Source organism: Arthrobacter sp. GQ119 (genome assembly GCF_059759125.1).
In genome coordinates this window covers 31,657-58,152 of sequence record NZ_JCAXEA010000015.1, presented here as the reverse complement: position 1 = coordinate 58,152, position 26,496 = coordinate 31,657, and the positions used below count along the sequence as shown (strand labels likewise).

At 62.8% G+C, this 26,496-nt stretch carries 24 protein-coding genes; 23 read left to right on the top strand and 1 reads right to left on the bottom strand.

The window, feature by feature from the left end:
* The first annotated feature begins 13 nt into the window (after window positions 1-13).
* The 8 genes from rpoB to AC6CH3_RS14710 all read left to right on the top strand — a co-directional run bounded on the left by rpoB (window position 14) and on the right by AC6CH3_RS14710 (window position 16,973).
* A complete protein-coding gene (gene rpoB, locus AC6CH3_RS14745; protein WP_498133134.1) occupies window positions 14-3,520 on the top strand; it encodes a DNA-directed RNA polymerase subunit beta in 3,507 nt (1,168 codons plus the stop codon).
* Between the two features lie 103 nt (window positions 3,521-3,623).
* A complete protein-coding gene (locus AC6CH3_RS14740; RefSeq protein ID WP_498133133.1) occupies window positions 3,624-7,523 on the top strand; it encodes a DNA-directed RNA polymerase subunit beta' in 3,900 nt (1,299 codons plus the stop codon).
* A 431-nt stretch (window positions 7,524-7,954) separates the two neighbouring features.
* Window positions 7,955-8,329, top strand: coding sequence for a 30S ribosomal protein S12 (gene rpsL / locus AC6CH3_RS14735; RefSeq protein WP_018773658.1), 375 nt, complete (start codon window positions 7,955-7,957; stop codon window positions 8,327-8,329).
* Window position 8,330: 1 nt separating this feature from the next.
* The gene (rpsG, locus tag AC6CH3_RS14730; protein ID WP_011692813.1) at window positions 8,331-8,801 is read left to right on the top strand and encodes a 30S ribosomal protein S7; all 471 of its coding nucleotides are present in this window, start codon (window positions 8,331-8,333) and stop codon (window positions 8,799-8,801) included.
* Between the two features lie 69 nt (window positions 8,802-8,870).
* Window positions 8,871-10,985, top strand: a complete 2,115-nt coding sequence (fusA, locus tag AC6CH3_RS14725) for an elongation factor G (protein ID WP_498133132.1) — start codon at window positions 8,871-8,873, stop codon at window positions 10,983-10,985.
* Window positions 10,986-11,233: 248 nt separating this feature from the next.
* The gene (tuf, locus tag AC6CH3_RS14720) at window positions 11,234-12,424 is read left to right on the top strand and encodes an elongation factor Tu (RefSeq protein WP_498133131.1); all 1,191 of its coding nucleotides are present in this window, start codon (window positions 11,234-11,236) and stop codon (window positions 12,422-12,424) included.
* A gap of 161 nt (window positions 12,425-12,585) precedes the next feature.
* A complete protein-coding gene (locus AC6CH3_RS14715) occupies window positions 12,586-16,782 on the top strand; it encodes a hypothetical protein (protein ID WP_498133130.1) in 4,197 nt (1,398 codons plus the stop codon).
* Window positions 16,783-16,847: 65 nt separating this feature from the next.
* Entirely contained in the window at window positions 16,848-16,973 is a 126-nt protein-coding gene (locus AC6CH3_RS14710) for a hypothetical protein (RefSeq protein ID WP_498133129.1), read from the top strand.
* Between the two features lie 11 nt (window positions 16,974-16,984).
* On the opposite strand, the gene AC6CH3_RS14705 is transcribed toward AC6CH3_RS14710, so the two are convergent.
* On the bottom strand, window positions 16,985-18,433 hold the full coding sequence (locus AC6CH3_RS14705; RefSeq protein WP_498133128.1) for a GH1 family beta-glucosidase: 1,449 nt from the start codon (window positions 18,431-18,433) through the stop codon (window positions 16,985-16,987).
* A gap of 464 nt (window positions 18,434-18,897) precedes the next feature.
* On the opposite strand from AC6CH3_RS14705, the gene rpsJ reads away from it, so the two are divergent.
* From rpsJ to rpsH, 15 genes are all read left to right on the top strand, one after another.
* Entirely contained in the window at window positions 18,898-19,206 is a 309-nt protein-coding gene (gene rpsJ / locus AC6CH3_RS14700; RefSeq protein WP_003803825.1) for a 30S ribosomal protein S10, read from the top strand.
* A gap of 17 nt (window positions 19,207-19,223) precedes the next feature.
* Window positions 19,224-19,874 carry a 50S ribosomal protein L3 gene (gene rplC, locus AC6CH3_RS14695; RefSeq protein ID WP_018769133.1) on the top strand — a complete coding sequence of 217 codons (651 nt, stop codon included), beginning with the start codon at window positions 19,224-19,226 and terminating at the stop codon, window positions 19,872-19,874.
* A gap of 4 nt (window positions 19,875-19,878) precedes the next feature.
* Complete coding sequence (gene rplD, locus AC6CH3_RS14690; protein WP_400580291.1) at window positions 19,879-20,499, top strand: 50S ribosomal protein L4; 621 nt, start codon at window positions 19,879-19,881, stop codon at window positions 20,497-20,499.
* Window positions 20,496-20,801 carry a 50S ribosomal protein L23 gene (rplW, locus tag AC6CH3_RS14685; RefSeq protein WP_011692807.1) on the top strand — a complete coding sequence of 102 codons (306 nt, stop codon included), beginning with the start codon at window positions 20,496-20,498 and terminating at the stop codon, window positions 20,799-20,801. Before rplD ends, rplW begins: the two co-directional genes overlap by 4 nt.
* 29 nt (window positions 20,802-20,830) lie before the next feature.
* Window positions 20,831-21,670, top strand: coding sequence for a 50S ribosomal protein L2 (gene rplB, locus AC6CH3_RS14680; protein WP_205652793.1), 840 nt, complete (start codon window positions 20,831-20,833; stop codon window positions 21,668-21,670).
* A gap of 12 nt (window positions 21,671-21,682) precedes the next feature.
* Window positions 21,683-21,964 (top strand): 30S ribosomal protein S19, encoded by a 282-nt coding sequence (gene rpsS, locus AC6CH3_RS14675; RefSeq protein WP_003803803.1) that lies wholly within the window; start codon window positions 21,683-21,685, stop codon window positions 21,962-21,964.
* 38 nt (window positions 21,965-22,002) lie between these two features.
* Window positions 22,003-22,368 (top strand): 50S ribosomal protein L22, encoded by a 366-nt coding sequence (gene rplV, locus AC6CH3_RS14670; RefSeq protein ID WP_003803798.1) that lies wholly within the window; start codon window positions 22,003-22,005, stop codon window positions 22,366-22,368.
* Window positions 22,369-23,211: a 30S ribosomal protein S3 gene (rpsC, locus tag AC6CH3_RS14665; RefSeq protein ID WP_400479013.1), complete on the top strand. Its 843-nt coding sequence runs from the start codon at window positions 22,369-22,371 to the stop codon at window positions 23,209-23,211.
* Window positions 23,212-23,628: a 50S ribosomal protein L16 gene (rplP, locus tag AC6CH3_RS14660; protein WP_003803795.1), complete on the top strand. Its 417-nt coding sequence runs from the start codon at window positions 23,212-23,214 to the stop codon at window positions 23,626-23,628.
* A gap of 2 nt (window positions 23,629-23,630) precedes the next feature.
* Window positions 23,631-23,966: a 50S ribosomal protein L29 gene (gene rpmC / locus AC6CH3_RS14655; protein ID WP_400580289.1), complete on the top strand. Its 336-nt coding sequence runs from the start codon at window positions 23,631-23,633 to the stop codon at window positions 23,964-23,966.
* A complete protein-coding gene (rpsQ, locus tag AC6CH3_RS14650; RefSeq protein ID WP_400580287.1) occupies window positions 23,963-24,268 on the top strand; it encodes a 30S ribosomal protein S17 in 306 nt (101 codons plus the stop codon). Before rpmC ends, rpsQ begins: the two co-directional genes overlap by 4 nt.
* A gap of 417 nt (window positions 24,269-24,685) precedes the next feature.
* Complete coding sequence (rplN, locus tag AC6CH3_RS14645) at window positions 24,686-25,054, top strand: 50S ribosomal protein L14 (RefSeq protein WP_003803789.1); 369 nt, start codon at window positions 24,686-24,688, stop codon at window positions 25,052-25,054.
* Window positions 25,055-25,057: 3 nt separating this feature from the next.
* The gene (gene rplX / locus AC6CH3_RS14640; protein ID WP_498133127.1) at window positions 25,058-25,417 is read left to right on the top strand and encodes a 50S ribosomal protein L24; all 360 of its coding nucleotides are present in this window, start codon (window positions 25,058-25,060) and stop codon (window positions 25,415-25,417) included.
* A complete protein-coding gene (rplE, locus tag AC6CH3_RS14635) occupies window positions 25,417-25,998 on the top strand; it encodes a 50S ribosomal protein L5 (RefSeq protein WP_400580283.1) in 582 nt (193 codons plus the stop codon). Before rplX ends, rplE begins: the two co-directional genes overlap by 1 nt.
* An 82-nt stretch (window positions 25,999-26,080) precedes the next feature.
* Window positions 26,081-26,479, top strand: coding sequence for a 30S ribosomal protein S8 (gene rpsH / locus AC6CH3_RS14630; protein WP_018769139.1), 399 nt, complete (start codon window positions 26,081-26,083; stop codon window positions 26,477-26,479).
* Window positions 26,480-26,496: the final 17 nt, after the last annotated feature.

Below are 26,496 nucleotides of genomic sequence, written 5' to 3'. Positions count from 1 at the left end.
GGAAGGATCCCTCTTGGTCGCCTCGAGCACCTCTAATAACGAAACCGCTAACACGGCAAGCACCGATGGTGCAACTCGCCGGCTCTCATTCGCAAAGATTCACGAACCTCTTGACGTTCCGAATCTGCTTGCCCTCCAGACGGACAGCTTCGACTGGCTGGTTGGAAACGAACGCTGGCAGGCACGCGTAGCGAAGGCCGTCGAAGAAGGCGACCTCAGCGTCGCCACCACCTCCGGACTTTCCGACATCTTCGAAGAGATCTCCCCGATTGAGGACTTCCAGGGCACCATGTCCCTGAGCTTCTCCGATCCGGAGTTCGCTGACCCGAAGTACACCATGGCCGAATGCAAGGACCGGGACGCAACGTACTCGGCACCGCTGTACGTCAAGGCCGAATTCATGAACAACAACACGGGCGAAATCAAGCAGCAGACCGTGTTCATGGGTGACTTCCCGCTGATGACCGAGAAGGGCACCTTCGTCGTCAACGGCACTGAGCGTGTCGTCGTTTCCCAGCTGGTCCGTTCGCCGGGCGCCTACTTCGAGCGCACCGCCGACAAGACCAGCGACAAGGACATCTTCACCGCAAAGATCATCCCGTCCCGCGGTGCATGGTTCGAGCTTGAGATCGACAAGCGCGACCAGGTCGGCGTGCGCCTCGACCGCAAGCGCAAGCAGTCCGTCACCGTGCTGCTGAAGGCCCTCGGCTGGACCGAAGGCCAGATCCTCGAAGAGTTCGGCCAGTACGACTCCATGCGCGCCACGCTGGAGAAGGACGCCACCGAAACCCGCGAAGACGCCCTGCTGGACATCTACCGCAAGCTGCGTCCGGGCGAGCCGCCCACCGTCGAGGCTGCCCAGTCCCTGCTGGACAACCTGTACTTCAACTCCAAGCGCTACGATCTGGCCAAGGTCGGCCGTTACAAGATCAACCGCAAGCTTGGCATCGACCGCTCCCTTGGCGACAAGGAAGCCTCGGTCCTGCACGTTGAAGACATCGTCGCCATGATCAAGTTCCTGGTTGCGCTGCACGCCGGTGAGAAGACCCTCATGGGCAAGCGCGACGGCGAAGACCACGAGCTGCGCGTCGAAATCGATGACATCGACCACTTCGGCAACCGCCGCATCCGCGCCGTCGGCGAGCTCATCGAGAACCAGGTCCGCACCGGCCTGTCCCGTATGGAGCGCGTCGTCCGCGAGCGTATGACCACCCAGGACGTCGAGGCGATCACGCCGCAGACCCTGATCAACATCCGCCCGGTGGTGGCAGCCATCAAGGAGTTCTTCGGAACGTCCCAGCTGTCCCAGTTCATGGACCAGAACAACCCGCTGTCGGGTCTGACCCACAAGCGCCGCCTGTCCGCACTTGGCCCGGGCGGTCTGTCCCGTGACCGTGCAGGCATGGAAGTCCGAGACGTTCACCCGTCCCACTACGGACGTATGTGCCCCATCGAAACGCCTGAAGGCCCGAACATTGGTCTGATCGGTTCGCTGGCATCCTACGGCCGCATCAACCCCTTCGGCTTCATCGAAACCCCGTACCGCCTTGTGAAGGACGGCGTGGTTTCCGACGATGTCCAGTACCTCACGGCCGATGACGAAGCCGAGGTCCTGATCGCACAGGCCAACGCTCCGCTGGACGCCACCAAGAAGTTCGCTGAAGAGACCGTCCTGGTCCGTGCCCGCGGTGGTGGAGGCGAGCCTGTTCTCGTTCCCGCAGCCGACGTGCAGTTCATGGACGTTTCCCCGCGCCAGATGGTGTCCGTGGCAACCGCCCTGATCCCGTTCCTCGAGCACGACGACGCCAACCGTGCACTCATGGGTGCCAACATGCAGCGCCAGGCTGTGCCGCTGGTCCGTTCCGAAGCCCCGTTCGTGGGTACCGGCATGGAACGCGCGGCAGCCGTCGACGCCGGTGACGTTGTCATCGCGAAGAAGGCCGGTGTGGTCACCGAGGTTTCCGCTGAGCTCGTCATCATGCTCAACGACGACGGTACGGAGACCAACTACCGCATCAACAAGTTCGCCCGCTCCAACCAGGGCAACTGCTACAACCACCGCGTTCTGGTGAGCGAAGGCCAGCGCCTGGAGGTCGGCGGCATCATCGCCGACGGCCCGGCAACGGACCAGGGCGAGCTCGCCCTCGGTAAGAACCTGCTCGTGGCATTCATGTCATGGGAAGGCCACAACTTCGAGGATGCGATCATCCTGTCCCAGCGCATCGTGGCTGAGGACGTTCTTTCCTCCATCCACATCGAGGAGCACGAGATCGATGCCCGCGACACCAAGCTTGGTGCCGAGGAAATCACCCGTGACATCCCCAACGTGTCTGAGGAAGTCCTTGCAGGTTTGGACGAGCGCGGCATCATCCACATCGGTGCCGAGGTTGAAGCAGGCGACATCCTGGTCGGAAAGGTCACCCCTAAGGGTGAAACCGAACTGACCCCGGAAGAGCGCCTGCTGCGCGCCATCTTCGGTGAGAAGTCCCGCGAAGTGCGCGACACCTCCCTGAAGGTGCCCCACGGCGAGTCGGGCACCGTCATCGGCGTCCGCGTCTTCGACCGCGACAACGACGACGAGTTGCCCCCAGGCGTGAACCAGCTGGTCCGCGTCTACGTTGCTGCCAAGCGCAAGATCACCGACGGCGACAAGCTCGCCGGCCGCCACGGCAACAAGGGTGTTATCTCCAAGATCCTTCCGGTCGAGGACATGCCCTTCCTTGCCGACGGTACCCCCGTCGATATCGTCCTGAACCCGCTGGGTGTCCCGGGCCGTATGAACGTCGGCCAGGTGCTGGAAACGCACCTGGGCTGGGTTGCCAAGACCGGCTGGAAGATCGAAGGCGAGCCCGAGTGGGCCAAGCAGCTGCCGAACCTGCCGCGCGAGAGTGGCCAGACCACTGTTGCAACGCCGGTCTTCGACGGTGCCCGCGAAGAGGAAATCACGGGCCTGCTGGACTCCACCAACCTGACCCGCGACGGTGAGCGCCTGATCAACTCCTCGGGCAAGACCCGCCTGTTCGACGGCCGCTCCGGCGAGCCGTTCCCGGATCCGATCTCGGTCGGCTACATGTACATCCTGAAGCTCCACCACCTGGTGGACGACAAGATCCACGCGCGCTCCACGGGCCCGTACTCCATGATCACGCAGCAGCCGCTGGGTGGTAAGGCACAGTTCGGTGGCCAGCGCTTCGGTGAAATGGAAGTGTGGGCCCTCGAAGCTTACGGCGCCGCCTACACGCTCCAGGAGCTCCTGACGATCAAGTCGGATGACATCCACGGTCGTGTGAAGGTCTACGAAGCCATCGTCAAGGGCGAGAACATCCCCGAGCCGGGCGTTCCTGAGTCCTTCAAGGTCTTGATCAAGGAAATGCAGTCGCTGTGCCTGAACGTGGAAGTGCTTTCCACGGACGGAACCACAATTGAAATGCGTGACTCTGATGACGCAGTCTTCACGGCTGCGGAAGAACTGGGCATCGATCTGTCTCGTGCAGAGCCCAGTTCCGTAGAAGAGGTTTAGCAGGGGTTTACGACGGCGGGTTCGCACCCGCCGTCGTACGCCACCTTCCTCATCCCGCAACCAAGACTTCAGAATTTAGAGAACAAGAGAGAACAGGGACCATATGTCCAGCGAATCCTCCTTCGGCCTCATGCAGATCGGCCTCGCCACCGCGGAAGACATCCGCGGCTGGTCGTACGGCGAGGTTAAGAAGCCGGAAACCATCAACTACCGCACGCTCAAGCCCGAGAAGGACGGCCTCTTCTGCGAGAAGATCTTCGGCCCGTCCCGTGACTGGGAATGCTACTGCGGCAAGTACAAGCGTGTGCGCTTCAAGGGCATCATCTGTGAGCGGTGTGGCGTTGAAGTCACCCGTGCCAAGGTGCGCCGTGAGCGCATGGGCCACATCGAGCTGGCTGCGCCTGTAACCCACATCTGGTACTTCAAGGGTGTTCCCTCCCGCCTGGGCTACCTCCTTGACCTGGCACCGAAGGACCTGGAAAAGGTCATCTACTTCGCTGCCTACATGATCACCAGCGTCGATGAGGAAAGCCGCCACGCGGAGCTGCCCAACCTGCAGGTTGAGCACGACATCGAGAAGAAGCAGCTGATCGACAACCGCGACTCCGACATCGCGACGATCGCCCGCGACCTTGAGAACGAGCTTGCCCGTCTCGAGGGTGAAGGCGCCAAGGCCGCCGACAAGAAGAAGGCCCGCGATTCGGCTGACCGCCAGATGGCGAACGTCCGCAAGCGTGCCGACGCCGAGATCGAGCGCCTCGAGCAGGTCTGGGACCGGTTCAAGAACCTGAAGGTCGCCGACCTGGAAGGTGACGAAGGCCTGTACCGTGAGCTGCGCGACCGCTACGGCATCTACTTCGAAGGCTCCATGGGTGCCGAAGCCATCAAGAAGCGTCTTGAGAGCTTCGACATGCAGGCCGAGTCCGACGCGCTGCGCGACGTCATCGCCAACGGCAAGGGCCAGCGCAAGACCCGCGCCCTGAAGCGTCTGAAGGTTGTCAACGCGTTCCTGACCACCAACAACAGCCCGCTCGGCATGGTGCTGGACGCTGTCCCGGTGATCCCGCCGGAACTGCGCCCGATGGTCCAGCTGGACGGTGGCCGCTTCGCGACCTCCGACCTCAACGACCTGTACCGCCGTGTGATCAACCGCAACAACCGCCTCAAGCGTCTGCTTGACCTGGGTGCTCCGGAGATCATCGTCAACAACGAGAAGCGCATGCTTCAGGAAGCTGTTGACAGCCTCTTCGACAACGGCCGCCGCGGCCGTCCGGTCACCGGACCGGGCAACCGTCCGCTGAAGTCCCTGAGCGACATGCTCAAGGGCAAGCAGGGCCGTTTCCGCCAGAACCTCCTCGGCAAGCGCGTTGACTACTCCGGCCGTTCGGTCATCGTGGTCGGCCCGCAGCTGAAGCTGCACCAGTGTGGTCTGCCCAAGCAGATGGCCCTGGAGCTCTTCAAGCCGTTCGTGATGAAGCGCCTGGTTGACCTCAACCACGCCCAGAACATCAAGTCGGCCAAGCGCATGGTTGAGCGTTACCGTCCGCAGGTCTGGGACGTCCTGGAAGAGATCATCACCGAGCACCCCGTGCTGCTGAACCGTGCACCTACCCTGCACCGCCTCGGCATCCAGGCGTTCGAGCCCCAGCTTGTTGAAGGCAAGGCCATCCAGCTTCACCCGCTGGTCTGTGGCGCCTTCAACGCTGACTTCGACGGCGACCAGATGGCAGTGCACCTGCCGCTGAGCCCCGAGGCCCAGGCCGAGGCACGTATCCTGATGCTTTCGTCGAACAACATCCTGAAGCCGTCCGACGGCCGTCCGGTGACCCTGCCTTCGCAGGATATGATCATCGGCCTCTACCACCTGACCACTAAGCGTGTCGGTTCAGCTGGCGAAGGCCGGATCTTCGGTTCGGTGTCGGAAGCCATCATGGCGTTCGATGCCCACGACCTGCACCTGAACTCCCAGGTCAAGATCCGCCTCGAGGGCTTCGTCCCTTACGCGGGCTGGGAAGCTCCGGAAGGCTGGGAACAGGGTCAGCCTGCGCTGGTCCAGACCTCGCTCGGCCAGGTCCTCTTCAACGAGACCCTGCCCGAGGACTACCCGTGGGTTGAGGCTGTTGCTGACAAGGGCGAACTGTCCCGCATCGTCAACGACCTCGCCGAGCGCTACCCGAAGGTTGTTACCGCGGCAACGCTGGACAACCTGAAGGATGCCGGCTTCTACTGGGCCACCCGCTCGGGCGTCACCGTCGCCATCTCCGACATTGAGGTCCCGGCCTCCAAGCCGGCGCTTCTGGCCGGCTACGAGGAGCGAGCTGCGAAGATTCAGGGCCAGTACGACAAGGGCCTGATCGACGACGACGAGCGCCGCCAGGAACTGATCGAGATCTGGAACAAGGCGACCAACGAGATTGCCCAGGCAATGCGTGACAGCCTCTCACCAATGAACACCATCAACCGCATGGTGTCCTCCGGTGCACGTGGTAACTGGATGCAGGTCCGTCAGATCGCGGGTATCCGTGGCCTGGTGGCCAACCCGAAGGGTGAAATCATCCCGCGTCCGATTAAGTCCTCCTACCGTGAGGGCCTGTCGGTGCTGGAATACTTCATCGCCACGCACGGCGCCCGTAAGGGTCTGGCTGACACCGCGCTGCGTACCGCCAACTCGGGTTACCTGACCCGTCGTCTGGTGGACGTTTCGCAGGACGTCATCGTCCGTGAAGAGGACTGCGGCACCGAGCGCGGCCTGGTGACTCCGATCGCCGTCGCCGATGCCAACGGTGAACTGGTGCTGGACGAGAACGTCGAGAACAGCGCCTACGCCCGTACGCTCGCCGTCGACGTCACCGATGCCAAGGGCAATGTCCTGGCAGCGGCCGGCACCGACTGCGGCGACGTCGTCATTGCCGAACTGTTCGCAGCCGGCATCACCGAGGTCAAGGTCCGCTCCGTACTCACCTGTGAGTCCAGCGTCGGCACCTGCGCCCTCTGCTACGGCCGTTCGCTGGCCACCGGCAAGACCGTGGACATCGGTGAGGCTGTCGGCATCATCGCCGCGCAGTCCATCGGTGAGCCGGGCACCCAGCTGACCATGCGTACGTTCCACACCGGTGGTGCAGTTTCCGCCGGCGGCGGCGACGACATCACCCAGGGTCTGCCCCGTATCCAGGAGCTCTTCGAAGCCCGTACTCCGAAGGGTGTCGCGCCGATTGCTGAAGCAGCCGGCCGCATCACCATCGAAGAGTCCGAGCGCCAGATGCGTCTGGTCATCACCCCGGATGACGGCTCCGAAGAGATCGCGTACCCGGTCCTGCGCCGTTCGCGCCTCCTGATCGAGGACGGCCAGCACGTCACGGTGGGCCAGAAGCTCATCAACGGCCCGGTCGACCCGAAGCAGGTCCTGCGCATCATGGGCCCGCGTGCCGCACAGAAGTTCCTTGTGGACGAAGTGCAGGGCGTGTACCGCAGCCAGGGTATTGGCATCCACGACAAGCACGTGGAAGTCATCGTCCGCCAGATGCTGCGCCGCGTCACGGTCATCGAATCCGGCGAATCCGACCTGCTCCCGGGTGAGCTGGCCGAGCGCAGCCGGTTTGAGGATGCCAACCGCCGCGTTGTGTCCGAGGGCAAGACTCCGGCTTCCGGGCGTCCTGAGCTCATGGGCATCACCAAGGCCTCCCTGGCCACCGAGTCCTGGCTGTCCGCAGCTTCCTTCCAGGAGACCACCCGCGTCCTGACGCAGGCGGCCATGGAAGGCAAGAGCGATCCGCTGCTCGGCCTCAAGGAGAACGTCATCATCGGTAAGCTGATTCCGGCCGGCACGGGTCTCCCGCGCTACACGGAGGTCACGGTGGAACCGACTGAAGAAGCAAAGGCCAACCTGTTCACCGGCCCGAGCGCATTCAGCGACTTCTCCTACGATTCCCTGGGCGGCGACGGAGCTCCTGAGTTCCACGCCATCCCGCTGGATGACTACGACCTGGGCAACGACTTCCGGTAACGGAACGCCTGGCGAAAGGCCCCGTTCACGCTCTGCTTTCATCAGCGGAGCGGGGCGGGGCCTTTCCCGTTCGGGCCCCGATCCCGTTCGGGCCCCGATTAAGGTCTCGGACCCGTCCATGTTAGACTGAGTACCAATTGTTATTGTGGCAGTGGATGAGTGCGCCCGGTTTAGCTAGATGGCTGTATCAGCCTAAAGGCAGAACCAGAGCGACGTTTCCGGTTTGCAGGGTTCTTGTGCAACGTATGCCACATTTTTGCATGCCTAGGGACCTTTGAGGACGAAAGTCTGGTCATTCCCCATGTGTGCGATCCGACTATTAAGGCTTCGCCTCAGCTGCTCTGGAGACTTCTTCAAAGCTCGGGCGGCGAGGCAAAGCAAAAAGAGAGCGGCTGTAAGAGGCTGTTCCGGATAAAACGGAGAACACGAAAGTGCCTACGATTAACCAGCTGGTCCGCAAGGGCCGCACGCCGAAGGTCAAAAAGACCAAGGCTCCAGCGCTTAACGGCAGCCCGATGCGCCGCGGTGTCTGCACCCGCGTGTACACCACCACCCCGAAGAAGCCGAACTCGGCTCTGCGTAAGGTTGCACGTGTGCGCCTTAACGGTGGCATTGAAGTCACCGCCTACATCCCCGGTGTAGGCCACAACCTCCAGGAGCACTCCATTGTGCTCGTTCGTGGTGGTCGTGTGAAGGACCTCCCCGGTGTCCGCTACAAGATCGTCCGCGGCGCCCTCGATACCCAGGGTGTCAAGAACCGTAAGCAGGCCCGCAGCCGCTACGGCGCAAAGATGGAGAAGAAGTAATATGCCTCGCAAGGGTCCGGCCCCCAAGCGGCCGCTCGTACTAGATCCCGTTTACGGCTCCCCGCTGGTCACCCAGCTGATCAACAAGGTGCTCGTTGACGGCAAGAAGTCCACTGCAGAGCGCATCGTTTACGGTGCCCTCGAGGGTGCACGTGCCAAGTCCGGCGGCGACCCCGTTGCTGCCCTCAAGAAGGCCATGGAGAACGTCAAGCCTTCCCTCGAGGTCCGCTCCCGCCGTGTCGGTGGCGCCACCTACCAGGTTCCGGTTGAGGTCAAGCCCGGCCGTTCCACCGCCCTCGCGCTGCGCTGGCTGGTCGGCTACTCCAAGGCCCGCCGCGAAAAGACGATGACCGAGCGCCTCCAGAACGAAATCCTGGATGCCTCCAACGGTCTCGGTGCCGCTGTGAAGCGTCGCGAAGACACCCACAAGATGGCCGAGTCGAACAAGGCCTTCGCACACTACCGCTGGTAAAACTTCCCGGACGCCGCCGGCTCAGACGAGCCGGCGGCGAACGCGTAGTCCATCCGAAAGGGAGACACCGTGGCACAGGACGTGCTTACAGACCTTAGTAAGGTCCGCAACATCGGCATCATGGCCCACATTGATGCTGGCAAGACCACCACCACCGAGCGCATTCTGTTCTACACAGGTGTGAACCACAAGATCGGCGAAACGCACGACGGCGCGTCGACCACCGACTGGATGGAACAGGAGAAGGAACGCGGCATCACCATCACGTCTGCCGCCGTGACCTGCTTCTGGGAAAACAACCAGATCAACATCATTGACACCCCCGGCCACGTGGACTTCACCGTTGAGGTTGAGCGCTCCCTGCGCGTCCTCGACGGTGCCGTTGCCGTCTTTGATGGCAAGGAAGGCGTTGAGCCGCAGTCCGAGACCGTATGGCGTCAGGCTGACAAGTACAACGTTCCCCGTATCTGCTTCGTCAACAAGATGGACAAGCTGGGTGCTGACTTCTACTTCACCGTAGACACCATCATCAGCCGCCTTGGTGCCAAGCCGCTGGTCATGCAGCTGCCCATCGGTGCCGAGAACGACTTCATCGGCGTCGTGGACCTGCTCTACATGCGTGCACTGGTATGGCCTGGCGATGCCAAGGGTGACGTCACCATGGGCGCTAAGTACGAGATCCGTGAAATCCCGGCGGACCTCCAGGCCAAGGCCGAGGAATACCGTGCAAACCTCGTTGAGGCTGTCGCAGAGTCCTCCGAGGAACTCATGGAGAAGTACCTCGAGGGCGAAGAGATCTCTATCGACGAGCTCAAGGCCGGCATCCGCAAGATGACGATCAACTCGGAGATCTACCCGGTGTTCTGTGGTTCCGCGTTCAAGAACCGCGGCGTTCAGCCGATGCTGGATGCCGTCGTTGACTACCTGCCGAACCCGCTCGACGTCCCGCCGATGATCGGTCACGATCCCCGCGACGAAGAGAAGGAACTGACGCGCAAGCCTTCTTCGGAAGAGCCCTTCTCGGCTCTTGCCTTCAAGATTGCCGCGCACCCGTTCTTCGGTCAGCTGACCTTCATCCGCGTGTACTCCGGTCACGTGGAAGCAGGCGCGCAGGTGGTCAACTCCACCAAGGGCAAGAAGGAGCGCATCGGCAAGCTGTTCCAGATGCACGCCAACAAGGAAATGCCTGTTGAGGGCGCTACCGCCGGCCACATCTACGCAGCCATCGGTCTGAAGGACACCACCACGGGCGACACCCTGTGCGACTCCAGCAACCAGATCGTCCTCGAGTCCATGAGCTTCCCGGAGCCCGTGATCTCGGTTGCCATCGAGCCGAACACCAAGGGTGACCAGGAGAAGCTCTCCACGGCTATCCAGAAGCTCTCCGCTGAGGACCCGACTTTCCAGGTCTCCCTCAACGAAGACACCGGCCAGACCATCATCGCCGGCATGGGCGAGCTCCACCTGGACATCCTGGTGGACCGCATGCGCCGCGAGTTCAAGGTCGAGGCCAATGTTGGCAAGCCGCAGGTTGCTTACCGCGAGACCATCAAGCGCGCTGTAGAGCGTCATGACTACACGCACAAGAAGCAGACCGGTGGTTCCGGCCAGTTCGCAAAGATCCAGATTGCGATCGAGCCGCTGGACACCGCTGAGGGCGAGCTGTACGAGTTCGAGAACAAGGTCACCGGTGGCCGCGTTCCGCGCGAGTACATCCCGTCTGTCGATGCCGGTATCCAGGATGCGCTGAACGACGGCGTCCTGGCCGGATACCCGGTTGTCGGCATCAAGGCCACGCTGATTGACGGCGCCTACCACGATGTTGACTCCTCGGAAATGGCGTTCAAGATCGCCGGCCGTATGGCTTTCAAGGAAGCCGCACGCAAGGCGAACCCTGTTCTGCTCGAACCGCTGATGGATGTTGAGGTCCGCACCCCTGAGGAATACATGGGTGAAGTTATCGGTGACCTCAACTCCCGCCGTGGCCAGATGCAGTCCATGGAGGATGCCCAGGGCGTCAAGGTTGTCCGTGCGCACGTCCCGCTGTCCGGCATGTTCGGCTACATCGGTGACCTGCGTTCGAAGACCCAGGGCCGCGCTGTGTACTCCATGACGTTCAACAGCTACGCCGAGGTCCCGAAGGCAGTTGCCGACGAGATCATCCAGAAGACCCGCGGCGAATAGTCTTCCAACTGTTCACGCGAAAAACTCGGGTGCGTTTTCCGGCAACGGGAACCCGCCTGGCTCAGGCGGCCGGCTTCCGGTCCAGACCGGATCCGGCCGCCTGAGCCGAACAGGCTCTAGGGGCTAGTATTAGTTCCTGAATCTGCAATTTCACCAATCCAAAGCCCCCAAGTAGACTTACTGGAGTTTCTGCCGCGACAAGCGCGGTCGAAGGGTAAGTCATTTGAAAAACGTTCTAGGAGGAACCTGTGGCAAAGGCAAAGTTCGAGCGGACTAAGCCGCACGTTAACATCGGTACCATTGGTCACGTTGACCACGGTAAGACGACGTTGACGGCCGCCATTTCCAAGGTGCTGTACGACAAGTACCCGACTCTCAACGAGAAGCGTGACTTCGCGTCGATCGACTCTGCTCCCGAAGAGCGTCAGCGCGGCATTACCATCAACATCTCCCACGTTGAGTACCAGACCGAGAAGCGCCACTACGCACACGTAGACGCTCCGGGTCACGCTGACTACATCAAGAACATGATCACCGGCGCTGCCCAGATGGACGGTGCAATCCTCGTGGTTGCCGCCACTGACGGTCCGATGGCCCAGACCCGCGAGCACGTTCTGCTCGCCCGCCAGGTTGGCGTTCCCTACCTGCTGGTCGCGCTGAACAAGGCAGACATGGTTGATGACGAGGAACTCCTCGACCTCGTCGAAATGGAAGTTCGTGAGCTCCTGAGCTCCCAGGGCTTCGACGGCGACGAAGCTCCGGTTGTCCGCGTTTCCGGCCTGAAGGCCCTGGAAGGCGACCCCGAGTGGGTCAAGTCCGTTGAGGACCTGATGGCTGCTGTCGACGAGTCCGTTCCGGACCCCGTACGTGACCGCGACAAGCCGTTCCTGATGCCGATCGAAGACGTCTTCACCATCACCGGCCGTGGCACCGTTGTTACAGGCCGCGCCGAGCGTGGAACCCTCGCCATCAACTCTGAGGTCGAGATCGTCGGCATCCGCCCGATCCAGAAGACCACGGTCACCGGTATCGAGATGTTCCACAAGCAGCTCGACGAAGCATGGGCCGGCGAGAACTGTGGCCTCCTGCTCCGCGGTCTGAAGCGCGATGACGTCGAGCGTGGCCAGGTTGTCGTGAAGCCGGGTTCCATCACCCCGCACACCGACTTCGAGGCCAACGTCTACATCCTCTCCAAGGACGAAGGCGGACGTCACAACCCGTTCTACTCGAACTACCGCCCGCAGTTCTACTTCCGCACCACGGACGTCACCGGCGTTATCACCCTGCCGGAAGGCACGGAAATGGTTATGCCCGGCGACAACACTGAGATGACCGTTGCGCTCATCCAGCCGATCGCTATGGAAGAGGGCCTCGGCTTCGCTATCCGCGAAGGCGGCCGCACCGTTGGTTCGGGACGTGTCACCAAGATCATCAAGTAGTAACTTGCTGATCATGGATCGGAAGGCCTAAGGGCCGGACAGATCTTCTAAACAGCCCCGCTGCTAGTGCAGCGGGGCTGTTTTTTGCTACTCTTAATCCATTCATTGGATTAATTGCTGCCGGAATCTCGTGGCGTCAGCAATAGTCGGAAGGCGGCGGCATGTGGACCTCGACGGATGAGGCGTACAACGCCGGCTACCGGGCCGGACACCTCCAGGGTTGGGTGGACGCTCTGGCCCATTCCGGAGCTGCGGCCCAACCGGCTGCGCCCTCACCGGCTGCGCCCCCGAACAGCGCACCCGCGGGAACTGGTGCCCATGCACCCGAACCCCCGGGACCGAAGCCCTCGCCGCCCAAGCCCGTGTGGCCCGAACCCCGGCGGCTGGCACCGCAGCCACGCCAGGTCGGTCAAGCAGCAGGACCGGCCGCCTGGGAACGTCCGTCGTCCATTCCTCCTCGCACACAGGTCGAACTCCGTACAGATGCCGAACTCATGGCCGAGCGCGAGCAGGCGCGCGCCAAGCGCGAGCGGCAAAATATCAACGTCACGCTCTACGTTGCCAGCCTGCTCCTCGTCGCCGCCGGATCGCTCTTTATCGGCACCGGACTCCCCGCACCGTTGCGGTTCGCGGGTGTCTGCACCATCACCGCCCTGTTCTATGTGGCGGGCCTGGTCCTGCACCGGCGGGCACCGCGGCTTAAGCCGGCCGCCGTCGCCTTCTCCGGAACAGGGCTGGCCCTGATACCGGTGACCGGCCTGGCCATGGACACCCTTGTCCTGGAGAATGCGCCGCTGTCCTGGCTGGCCACCTCAGCCGTAGGGACAGCGGCCTATGCCGTAGCGGCCGTTCGCCTGGAGAGCCGGGTCCTGGTCTATCTCTCGCTGTCATTCCTCGCAACCACCGCGTGGTCGGGGGTCGCGGTCCTTGGCGGGGCGCTGATCTGGTATTTCACGGCACTTATTGGGGTGGCGGTGTTCTTCACGGTCCTTGCCATCCTGCAGCCCCGGTGGCTGCCGCCGCTGTACCTCCGGCCGCTAGCCCGGCTGCATCCCTTCATCGTTCCGGCAGTGGCGGTTGCCGCCACAATCGTTCCTCTGATGCTTGGACTGGGGGATTATGCGCGCATTATGGCGATGTGCGGCTGCTACTTCGCGGTGACCTCCCTGTCAGCAGGGGCGGTTTTTCGAACACTTCAGTTCCTGGCGGCCAGGGTCAGCCTGACGGTGGCGGCGTCCGTCGCGGTATGGGACCTGACAAACCGGGGGAGTGCCGCCCTCGCCGCGGCAGCCATGCTGCTGGCCGCCCAGGCACTGGCAACTGTCCTTTTTGCCGGCCGGCTGGGAAGGGGGCCGTTCCAGGACACGGTCACCGGAGTCATACGCCACCGCAGGTGGCAGGCGGACGTGCTCGCCACTTTTGGCTGTCAGCTGCTGGTGACCGTGGTCTTCTCGGCCGCCGAGCCCTTGGATCTGATGATGGGGCTGGCAGGCGCAGCTGAAGGATGGATGCTGCCGGCACTGACGTGGATGGCGCTCCTGACAGGCATGGTGCTTGCCGCCAGGCAACGCGGGCCTGCGGAGTGGGCCCCTGTTGGAGCGCTCGGCATGGCCGTCCTCCTGGCGGGCCCGCTGGGTGCCTGGACGCTGGCTGGACTGCTCGCCGCCGCAGCCGTCTTTTGGATCCTGCGGGCGCTCCCGCCCGCTGCGGCGCTGCGGCTCCATTTCATCCTCGCGGCCCGCCTTGCCGTGAGCCTCGCGGCACCGGTTATGACGGCTGCGGTCGTTGGTGACAGCGACGCACGGTTCCAGTACGCCGTCCTGGTGCTGGTCCTGGTATTGGCCCTTCAGCAGCTGGGAACCGCTGCCTTGCTCCGGCGCCGCATTCGGGCCTTGGCACCGCAGGCCACCCTCGCGCTGTTCACCGCCGCAGGCGTGGGGGCCATGACGGTGCTGGCACTCGTTGAGGAGGAGTCCTCGCTGTTTCCTGAGGCGGAGCACGTAGGAGGCATAGCCCTCGGTGCCCAGCTTCTTGCTTCGCTGGTCGTGGGCGTGATGCTGTTTACGCGGCAGGAAAACAAAGGTGGCTGGCGTCCATCCATCCCCGAGGCTGTTCCGCTGTTCGTTTCCGCTGCAGCCGTGCCCCTGGCCTTCGAAACCCTCACACTCCCGCTGGGCAATGCGGCGCTTTTCGTCACTACGGGCTACCTTGCGCTGACGGCCGTCCGGGCAGGGAAGGACGCTGCCCCCATGGCGACCAGGGGAGCGCCGGCCGAGCCGTCGGTCCGTGGAGGAACCACGCGCGGGCGATGCTACTGGTGGCTCGCCCGTGCTGCCGCAACGGCACTGGTGCTGACCCTGTTCCACCAGCTCGTCCGCGACGCCGGTCCCGTGCGGCTCGGCGGGGAGCACCTTGCGCCGGCCACTGTCCTCGCCGTCGCGCTGTTCCTTCAGCTCGCTGTTCCGTTGAGGGCGGCACTCCGGGGGACGGCAAAAGGACATGATTTGGCGGACGCCGCCGTCCTTCTCGTGCTGCAGGCAGCAGCTATCGTTGCCGTGGATATCCCTGCGTCCGTCTTCGATCCGGAGACACTGTCGCCGCATGCCCTGTTCACCACGGTGCTCCTCTCCAGCGGTGCCGCCGCTGCGGGCTATCTGCTCCGGCGTCAGCCATGGTCGGCGGTGTTCGCTCCGGCTACGCTCGCCTTCCTGCTGCTGATACGCGGCGACAACCTTCCCGCCGTTGAGATTCTGCTGGCCGTCTTCGCGGTCTTCAGCGCAGCCATGGTGGTTGGCATGGAGAACCGCATGTGGAGAGGCGGGTACTTCGCGGCGGCCCGCGTCCTTGCTGCAGCGCTGGCGGTGGTGCTCAGCTACGACGTCTCGGCATCAGCCACCGTCGTCGCGGTGGCCTTCGCACTGGTGCTCGCGGCCCAGCACGTCATCCGCTGGGTCATGCGGTACCGCCTGGCGGACGTCCCGTTCCAGCAGGCAGCGGTCTGGATCACGCTGGCAGGCCAGGTGTTGCTTCCGCTCGTATATCTTGCCCAGCCGTTCCGTGGGGATCTTACCGCGGACGACGGCGGCCGTTGGGTCGTGCTGTTGTCCTTGCTTCTGCTGCTGCTCTCCGCCGTGGCGGCCGGCCGGTTCTTTGCCGCCCGGGGAGCTGTTTACCTCGCCGTCTACGCTGCGGCCTTCGCCGTGATCGCGCTGGGGCCGCTGCTGACCTTCCCTCCGCTTTCCTCGGCTGCCGTGTTCCTCGCAGCCCCCGTGTTGACCCACACGGGCGTCGCTTTGGCTTTGCTGGCGCTGTCCCTGGCCTCCACAGCAGGCGCAATTTTGTGGCGGCACAGCTTAGGCGAAGGGGTCGACCGCTGGCTGTGGCTGGCCGCTGCCCTCACATTCGGCTCAGTGTCGGCCGCGCTGGCTCCTCCGTCCGCGGAGTGGATTTCCGGGCTGGCTGTGCTCGCGCTCTCGGCTGCATGTTTCGCGGCTGCGCACCTCGACCCGCTCCCCGGTTTCTACCCGCCGGCAGTTCTGGCGGCGCTGGCTGGTGCAGTCATGGCGGCGGAGGACGCCTTGGGAGACGTGCCGGGACCGTGGGGCTTTTACCTGCCGTGGCTGGGTGGCGGCGGTGCAGCGGCCGTGGCACTCTACGCGGCGGGCAGGCTGCGCAGCCGCCGGCTGTCAGATGCGACGCGGCGGGCCCGCGGGCCGGTCGAGGCGGACGGCCGGTACCGCGACATTCCCTACGTCTCCCTGGTGGGAGCAGCAGTCCTGGGGTTTGCCGCCGCAGGTCTCACGGGGTTGCTGTACGGCGCTACATCCTGGGCGGGGGCTGCGCTGGTAACCGTCACCGCCGTCGTCGTCTGGCTGGAGGCGCCGGCAGCGGTGCGGAGGCCTGCAGCGGAGCTCGGTTCCCTGGCCGTGACTGCCGCGGTCCAGCGCGCGGCGCTGTTTGCTGAACCCGGGTGGCCCGACCCATTCTGGACGCTCCAGTGGTATGTGGTGTGGGCCGCGGCGCTTGGCGTGCTGCGCTACCGGTCCGGCCACGCCGCAGGCGGAAAGCTGTACCTGGGCCTTGCCGCCGGACTGCTCTCGTTGTGCGGGGTCCTGGTGATCCTCAGCGGCGATGGCGCCCAGCAGCTTTGGGTTCTGGCATTCTTCTCCCTGCTGCTCGTGGCGGGGCTGGGCTACGGCGAACGGCTCTTTGTTGGATGGGGTGCGGTGGGCGTCGCTCTGTGCATCATGTGGGCCATGCGCCAGTACACATATGCTCTTCTTGCCCTGATCGCAGTCGGCCTCATCGCACTCGCCCTCTGGAAGCTCAGCCGCGGTAAGCCGGCCGGGACGGACTGAGCGCAACCTGTCCATATGGCTTGGCCGTGCCCTGATATCGTTGCCCCAAGAGAGAGGGGCGCATCATGGAATTTCTGATCTTCCTGATCGTGGTTGCAGCGGTCGTGACGGGTGTTTTCTGGGCCAAGAAGTATTTCCGCAATGAGATTGACCGCGCCAAGCGCATCAACCGCGCCAACAAGAACAAATAGCGCCGGGTCTCTTAAGCGCGTGCCTTTCGGGCACGGCTGAGGGCCTGCAGCCAGTAGAACGACGTTTTGGGTGTGCGCTTGAGCGTGTCAAAGTCCACATGGACCAGACCGAAGCGCTGCGAATACCCGGCTGCCCATTCGAAGTTATCCATCAGGGTCCAGACGTAGTACCCGAGCAGTTCCACGTCGTGCGCAATCCCGCCCGGTGCGGTGGAAGCCATCGCATGATGGAGATGGTGGGCCAGATAGTCGATGCGGCGGGCGTCCTCGATGGGCCCGGTGACGTGCTCCGGCTCCGGGAAGCTCGCGCCGCTCTCCGTGATGTACAGCGGGGGCAGGGCCGCCCCGTACCTGTCCTTGAGTTCACGCAGCAGGACTCCCAGATGATCGGGCGCCACCGGCCAGCCGAAGCCTGTGATGTCGTATTCCGGAAAGGGCGCCATATGGAATGGCATACGGGCCATGATCTCGGTCCTGCCCGCGGGACTCCTGGCCGGGCCCCGTCCGGTGGCCACCTTCACCGGGTAGTAGTAGTTCACGCCGTAGAAGTCCAGGGGCTGGCTGATGAGGCGGAGGTCGTCGTCGGAAGCCCTCGTAAGGTACCTGAACCAGGGGCGGGCAGCGGCGGGAGGCTTTGGATAGCGGCCCAGGAGAATGGGATCGGCGTAAATCCTGTTGAGGACGAGGTCAAACACCTTGGCTAGCAAGCGGTCGGTGAATTTACCCGAGGCCGGACGCACGGGTGAATGAAGATTGGTCACACCGATGCCGCCGGTAACGCCGGCAGCCCGCAGCGCCTGGACGGCAAGCCCGTGCGCCAGCAGCTGGTGATGCACCGAGGGCAGGGCATTGAAGAGCAGGTCCCGGCCAGGCGCGTGCACGCCAAGCGCATAGCCGTTCAGGGTCACAGAGACAGGCTCGTTGAGCGTGACCCACTGTGCGACGCGGTCGCCAAGCCGTTCGCCGGCGGCCGCGGCATACGCCGCAAAATGCTCCGCCGTGGCGCGGTTCATCCAGCCCCCGCTGTGTTCGAGGGGGAGCGGCGTGTCCCAATGGTAGAGGGTCACCATGGGGGAGATGCCCGCTGCGAGCAGTTGGTCGATGAGCCTGTCGTAGAAACCCAGCCCCTGGGAGTTGAAGGCACCGCGGCCGTCCGGCTGGATTCGCGGCCAGGAGAGCGAGAAACGGTAGGAATCGATGCCCAGTTCCCGGATCAGGGCGATGTCTTCGGGAACCCGGTTGTAATGGTCGCAGGCCACCGCGGGGGAGTGCCCGTTCAGTATCTTCCCGGGTCTGGCGGCGAAGGCATCCCAGCCTGACGGGCCCCGTCCGTCGGCCGCCAGGGCGCCCTCGATCTGAAAGGCTGCGGCCGCCACTCCCAGGGTGAACCCGGGCCTGAGCCGCCCTGCGAGGTCCTGCACGGAAGAGTTGTCTACGGCATCAGCATTTTGCCCGGCCACTCATCTATCATCCATTCGAAAATTTCCGAAGGCAATGACGCCGATTTAGGGGCTGGTGAGAGGGGCGACGTCCCGGCAAACCGGCCCCTGAAAGCGCCAACTGGGACCGTGGAAGGCACGCTGCGGGCTGATTCGCTTCCCCGGGCAAAATCCGGCATACTAGATGAGTTGTTCAAGCGCTTCTTCGCGTCCCGATCCGGATAATGCCGGGTGCCAGGGTCCAAGTCGAAGTCCAAACATAACCCACCCCCCATGGAACTGCGGGCTCGCACGCTTCGAAGGTGCGACACGCCCGACCGCGGGGGTCGGTTACGCCGGCAGGTTGAGGAACCCGGATTCTTCCGGATTCAGCTTGTGCGGCGGGTGGTAGTTCTAACTTCAAATGCTTCGGCAGCCACACAACGAGTAAGTGAACAGGGCAGCCCCAACCAGGGGAAGCACAGACTGAAAGAGAGTCAGGCGACATGGCGGGACAAAAAATCCGCATCCGGCTGAAGTCATACGACCACGAGGTCATTGACGTTTCAGCACGGAAGATCGTTGAGACGGTCACGCGCGCAGGCGCAACGGTAGTCGGCCCCGTGCCGCTGCCTACGGAGAAGAACGTTTACTGCGTTATCCGCTCTCCCCACAAGTACAAGGACAGCCGCGAGCACTTCGAAATGCGCACGCACAAGCGTCTGATCGACATCATCGACCCCACGCCGAAGGCAGTTGACTCGCTTATGCGCCTCGACCTGCCGGCCGACGTGAACATCGAAATCAAGCTGTAGGGAGGTGCTGAGAGACTATGACCGCAACCCGTAACGTAAAGGGCCTGCTGGGCACGAAGCTCGGCATGACCCAGGTCTGGGACGAGAACAACAAGCTCATCCCCGTCACTGTTGTCCAGGCTGACTCGAACGTCATCACCCAGCTGCGCAACGCAGAGACTGATGGCTACGTCGCCGTTCAGATCGGCTACGGCCAGATCGATCCCCGCAAGGTCACCAAGCCGCTGGCTGGTCACTTTGAGAAGGCAGGCGTCACGCCTCGCCGCCACGTCGTCGAACTCCGTACCGCAGATGCTGCCGAGTACGAGCTGGGCCAGGAGCTCTCTGTAGAGGTCTTCGAAGCCGGCCAGAAGATCGACGTCATCGGCACCACCAAGGGTAAGGGCTTCGCCGGTGTTATGAAGCGTCACGGCTTCCACGGCGTTGGAGCTTCCCACGGTGCCCACAAGAACCACCGTAAGCCCGGTTCAATCGGTGGCGCATCCACCCCGAGCCGCGTCTTCAAGGGCATGAAAATGGCCGGCCGCATGGGCGCCGTTCGTCACACCACGCTGAACCTCACTGTTCACGCGGTTGACGTCGAGAAGTCGCTGCTCCTGATCAAGGGCGCCGTTCCCGGTGCCCGCGGCCAGGTCGTACTCGTACGCACCGCCGTGAAGGGAGCCTAGTCCAATGGCTAACACTGTCCAGGTTGACCTGCCTGCAGAGATCTTCGACGTTCAGACCAACGTGCCGCTGCTGCACCAGGTCGTCGTTGCACAGCTCGCTGCTGCTCGCCAGGGTACCCACAAAACCAAGACCCGCGCCGAAGTTTCCGGTGCAGGCCGCAAGCCGTTCAAGCAGAAGGGTACCGGCCGCGCCCGTCAGGGCTCGATCCGCGCTCCTCACATGACCGGTGGTGGCATTGTCCACGGTCCGACCCCTCGCGACTACAGCCAGCGCACCCCCAAGAAGATGATTGCTGCTGCACTCCGCGGCGCACTGTCTGACCGCGCCCGTAACGGACGCATCCACGTCGTTGCTGAACTGGTTGCCGGCTCCAAGCCGTCCTCCAAGGAAGCACTGGCAACGCTGCGCGGCGTCTCCGAGCGCAAGAACCTGCTCGTTGTCATTGAGCGCGCCAACGATGTTGCTGCACTGTCCGTGCGCAACCTCGAGGAAGTTCACGTTCTGTACGCAGACCAGCTGAACACCTACGACGTTCTCGTTTCTGACGACGTAGTCTTCACCAAGGCTGCCTACGAAGCATTCGTTGCTGACAAGGCTGCAAAGAACGAGGAGGATGCCAAGTGAGCGCAGCCACCATCAAAGACCCCCGCGACGTCGTGCTTGCACCCGTCGTGTCGGAAAAGAGCTACGGCCTGATCGACGAGGGCAAGTACACCTTCCTGGTGGACCCCCGCTCGAACAAGACCGAGATCAAGCTGGCCGTGGAGAAGATTTTCTCCGTCAAGGTCGAATCGATCAACACCATCAACCGTGCCGGTAAGCGCAAGCGCACCAAATTCGGATGGGGTACCCGCAAGAACACCAAGCGTGCGATTGTGACCCTCAAAGAAGGCACTATCGACATCTTCGGCGGTCCGCTCGCGTAGCGGAGACCACTTTAACGAGGAAATGAATTATGGGAATCCGTAAATACAAGCCGACTACCCCGGGCCGTCGCGGCTCGAGTGTAGCGGACTTCACCGAAATCACGCGGTCGACGCCGGAAAAGTCGTTGGTACGTCCGCTGCCCAAAAAGGGTGGCCGTAACAACACCGGTAAGATCACGACCCGTCACAAGGGTGGTGGACACAAGCGTCAGTACCGTCTGATCGACTTCCGCCGCCACGACAAGGACGGCGTCAACGCCCGCGTTGCCGAAATCGAGTACGATCCGAACCGCACGGCTCGCATCGCCCTCCTGCACTACGTTGATGGCACCAAGCGCTACATCATCGCCCCGAACAAGCTCTCCCAGGGCGACTTCGTGGAGGCCGGCGCCAACGCTGACATCAAGCCTGGCAACAACCTGCCCCTGCGCAACATCCCCGTCGGTACCGTTATCCACGCAGTTGAACTGCGTCCGGGTGGCGGCGCCAAGATGGCCCGTTCCGCTGGAGCTTCTGTTCAGCTCGTCGCCAAGGAAGGCCGTTTCGCCCAGCTGCGACTGCCCTCCGGCGAAATCCGCAACGTTGATGTGCGCTGCCGCGCAACCATCGGCGAGGTCGGCAACGCCGAGCAGTCGAACATCAACTGGGGTAAGGCCGGCCGTATGCGGTGGAAGGGCGTTCGCCCGACCGTCCGTGGTGTCGCCATGAACCCGGTCGATCACCCGCATGGTGGTGGTGAAGGTAAGACCTCCGGTGGACGTCACCCGGTCAACCCGAACGGTAAGGCTGAAGGCCGTACCCGCCGTCCCAACAAAGAGAGCGACAAGCTTATTGTTCGTCGCCGTCGTACTGGCAAGAACAAGCGATAGGAGCCTGGACACATGCCACGCAGCCTGAAAAAAGGTCCTTTCGTTGACCAGCACCTCTTTGTGAAGGTAGCAAGGGAAAACGAAAAGGGCACCAAGAACGTCATCAAGACCTGGTCCCGCCGTTCGATGATCATCCCCGACATGCTGGGGCACACGATCGCCGTGCACGACGGACGCAAGCACATCCCGGTGTTTGTCACCGAGTCGATGGTCGGGCACAAGCTCGGCGAATTCGCTCCGACGCGGACATTCCGCGGCCATGTCAAGGACGACCGTAAGGGCAAGCGCCGCTAGGCGCCTGCACTTACGTCAAAGACGAGAGAAGGAAAGCAATGGAAGCCAAGGCAATTGCGCGTCACATCCGCGTAACGCCTATGAAGGCCCGGCGCGTCGTCAACCTTGTTCGTGGTAAGCAAGCGAACGAGGCTCTGGCAATTCTGAAGTTTGCCCCCCAGGCAGCTTCTGAGCCGGTATTCAAGGTAGTTCAGTCGGCAATCTCCAACGCCCGGGTCCTCGCGGACCGCGACGGCGTTGCGTTTGACGAAGGTGACCTCATCATCAGCGAAGCGTTTGTTGATGAAGGCCCGACCATGAAGCGGTTCCAGCCGCGTGCTCAGGGTCGTGCATTTCAGATCAAGAAGCGCACCAGCCACATCACCGTGGTAGTCGCTACCCCGGAGAAAGAGGAGGCTCGCTAAGTGGGACAGAAAGTAAACCCGCACGGGTTCCGACTCGGCATCACCACCGATCACGTATCGCACTGGTTCGCTGACAGCACCAAGTCCGGTCAGCGGTACAAGGACTTCGTTCGCGAAGACATCCGTATCCGCCAGCTCATGTCCACGGGCATGGAGCGCGCCGGCATCGCCAAGGTTGAGATCGAGCGCACCCGCGACCGCGTCCGCGTGGACATCCACACGGCACGTCCGGGCATCGTCATCGGCCGCCGCGGCGCTGAAGCAGACCGCATCCGCGGCGAGCTCGAAAAGCTCACCGGCAAGCAGGTCCAGCTGAACATCCTCGAGGTCAAGAACCCCGAGATGGAAGCCCAGCTTGTTGCCCAGGGTGTTGCCGAGCAGCTGACTTCCCGCGTGGCGTTCCGCCGTGCGATGAAGAAGGCCATGCAGTCCGCGCAGCGTGCCGGTGCCAAGGGTATCCGTATCGCCTGCTCCGGCCGTCTGGGTGGCGCAGAAATGTCCCGCTCGGAGTTCTACCGCGAAGGCCGTGTGCCCCTGCACACCCTCCGCGCGAACATCGACTACGGCTTCTACGAAGCCAAGACCACCTTCGGCCGCATCGGCGTGAAGGTCTGGATCTACAAGGGTGACGTCACCTCCAAGGAACTGGCTCAGCAGGCAGCTGCTGCTCCGTCCCGCGGACGCTCCGGCGACCGTCCGGGCCGTCCCGGTGGCGCCGACCGTGGTGACCGCCGCCGTCGTACCGACCGTCCGGCAGCCGACGCAGCACCTGCTGCTGCAGCTCCGGCAGCCGAGGCTGCTTCTGCCGCTCCGGCACAGGCAGCAGAAGGAGGACAGGCTTAAATGCTTATCCCACGTCGAGTCAAGCACCGTAAGCAGCACCACCCGGGTCGTTCCGGCGCTGCCACGGGCGGCACCAAGGTCTCCTTCGGTGAGTACGGTATCCAGGCCCTGAGCCCGGCTTACGTCACGAACCGTCAGATCGAATCTGCCCGTATCGCGATGACCCGCCACATCAAGCGTGGCGGTAAGGTCTGGATCAACATCTACCCGGACCGTCCGCTGACGAAGAAGCCGGCCGAAACCCGCATGGGTTCCGGTAAGGGTTCTCCGGAATGGTGGGTCGCCAACGTCAAGCCGGGCCGGGTTCTCTTCGAACTCTCCGGTGTCAATGAAGAGGTAGCTCGCGAGGCCCTGCGCCTGGCAATCCACAAGCTGCCGTTGAAGGCACGCATTGTGCGTCGCGAAGGTGGTGAATAGAAATGGCAGTAGGGTCGAAGGATCTCGCACCCGCACAGCTGGACGGTTTCGACAACGAGCGTCTCGTTGAAGAACTCCGCAAATCCAAGGAAGAGCTGTTCAACCTGCGTTTCCAGTCCGCCACCGGTCAGCTGGAGAACCACGGTCGTCTGCGCGCGGTAAAGAAGGACATCGCACGCATCTACACCGTTCTCCGTGAGCGCGAGCTGGGCATTCGTGCCGAGGTTGCCGCACCGGTTGCGGAAGCCAAGGAAGAAAAGAAGTCCAAGAAGTCCACAGCCAAGGCTGAGAAGGCTGAGAAGCCGGCCGAGGCTGAGACCGAGGAGGACGCCAAGTGAGTGAAAAGGACGAGAACGTGACGGAAACTGGTTCCGCAACGGCAGCTGCCGAGCGCGGTTACCGTAAGACGCGTCGCGGCTACGTGGTCTCGGACAAGATGGAAAAGACCATCGTTGTCCAGGTTGAGGACCGCGTGAAGCACGCCCTGTACGGCAAGGTCATCCGCCGCACGTCGAAGGTGAAGGCCCACGACGAAGAGAACACCGCCGGCATCGGCGACCTCGTCGTGATCGCCGAGACCCGCCCGCTGTCCGCCAGCAAGCGGTGGCGCCTGGTGGAGATCCTCGAGAAGGCCAAGTAACACCTGCAGGTTTGCTGAAACGCAAGCTGCGCCGGAAACCCCCGTTCCCTTTGGGAGCGGGGGTTTCCTGTTCTTATGGGTGACAGGGGAAAGCCCGACGGCGGCGGCCCGGCTTAACACGGAGGCGGCTGCTGTGATATGGGGCTGGGCGCGAACTGTGCTAAGATTTTGAGTTTGTATGGCGCCTTTTGTGTGCCGTCAGCAAACCTCGTAAACAATCGTGCCACGGCATAGTGCCCCCTTGCGCTCGGACTCCGTCCAAACCCGCTTGGGAAGCAAATGTTTTTGGCACGGGCGTTTAGGCCTGGTCTGGCAAAATCCAGGCAGGTCAAGAGACACCCCGATCAACCGTTCCGCAAGGCTCATTCCGTAGGAAGATTTTCGGTCTGAGAACCAGCGCGACGCAAGGAGTAAATAGTGATTCAGCAGGAGTCGCGACTGAAGGTCGCCGACAACACGGGTGCTAAGGAAATCCTTACCATTCGCGTTCTCGGTGGATCTGGCCGTCGCTACGCAGGCATCGGCGACGTCATCGTCGCCACCGTCAAGGACGCAATCCCGGGCGGCAACGTAAAGAAGGGCGACGTCGTCAAGGCTGTCATCGTCCGTACCAAGAAGGAACGCCGCCGTGCGGATGGTTCCTACATCAAGTTTGACGAGAACGCAGCTGTGATCCTGAAGAACGACGGTGACCCCCGCGGTACCCGTATCTTCGGACCGGTTGGTCGTGAACTCCGTGACAAGAAGTTCATGAAGATCGTTTCTCTGGCTCCGGAGGTGCTCTAGTCCATGGCTAAGATCAAGAAGGGTGACCTGGTTCAGGTCATCACTGGCGCCAAGGCTGAGCGCGGCGGCGACCGTGGCAAGCAGGGCAAGGTTCTGCGCGTCTTCCCCGACACCAACCGCGTGCTGGTTGAGGGAATCAACCGCGTAACCAAGCACACCAAGGTCGGTCAGTCGCAGCGCGGCACCAAGACCGGTGGCATCGAGGTCATCGAGGCACCGATCCACATCTCCAACGTGGCTCTCGTGGACCCGTCGACCAAGAAGCCGACCCGCGTCGGTTTCCGCCTCGACACCGTTGAGAAGGACGGCGTCAAGAAGACCGTCCGCATCCGCGTGGCCAAGAGCTCCGGGAAGGACATCTAATGACTGAGACTCTCGAGACTCCGGCAACGAAGATCGTTCCTCGTCTGAAGACCAAGTACGCAGAATCCATCAAGGCTGCGCTGCAGGATGAATTCAAGTACGAGAACGTCAACCAGGTTCCCCGTCTGGTCAAGGTTGTTGTGAACATGGGTGTTGGAGATGCCGCCAAGGACTCCAAGCTGATCGACGGCGCTGTCCGCGACCTCACCCTGATCACCGGCCAGAAGCCGCAGGTAACCAAGGCCCGCAAGTCGATCGCCCAGTTCAAGCTGCGCGAAGGCATGCCCATCGGTGCACACGCGACCCTGCGTGGCGACCGCATGTGGGAATTCGTGGACCGTCTGGTCACGCTGGCTCTGCCGCGTATCCGTGACTTCCGCGGCCTCAGCGGCAAGCAGTTCGATGGCAACGGCAACTACACCTTCGGTCTTACCGAGCAGGTTATGTTCCACGAGATCGACCAGGATTCCATCGACCGCGTTCGCGGTATGGACATCACGGTTGTGACCACCGCCAAGACCGACGACGAAGGCCGCGCGCTGCTCAAGGCGCTTGGTTTCCCGTTCAAGACCGAAGCTTAATTAGCTACGTAAAAGGTCCGGCCGTATTGATCCCTCACGGGCAGCGCGGCGGAAACCGTTACGAGGAAGGGCAAGAGCCCAAATGACTATGACAGATCCTGTCGCAGACATGCTTACACGTCTGCGCAATGCAAACTCGGCATACCACGATTCCGTGTCTATGCCTTACAGCAAGCTCAAGGCACGCGTTGCCGACATCCTGAAGGCGGAAGGTTTCATCGCCGGCTGGAAAGAAGAAGACGCTGAGGTCGGCAAGAAGCTGACCCTCGAGCTGAAGTTCGGTCCGAACCGCGAGCGTTCGATCGCCGGTGTCCGCCGCATCTCCAAGCCGGGTCTCCGCGTTTACGCGAAGTCCACCAACCTGCCGCACGTGCTGGGTGGCCTGGGTATCGCAATCCTGTCCACCTCTTCCGGCCTCCTGACTGACAAGCAGGCCGGCAAGAAGGGCGTGGGCGGCGAAGTCCTCGCTTACGTCTGGTAACGGGAAAGGAAGAGAAT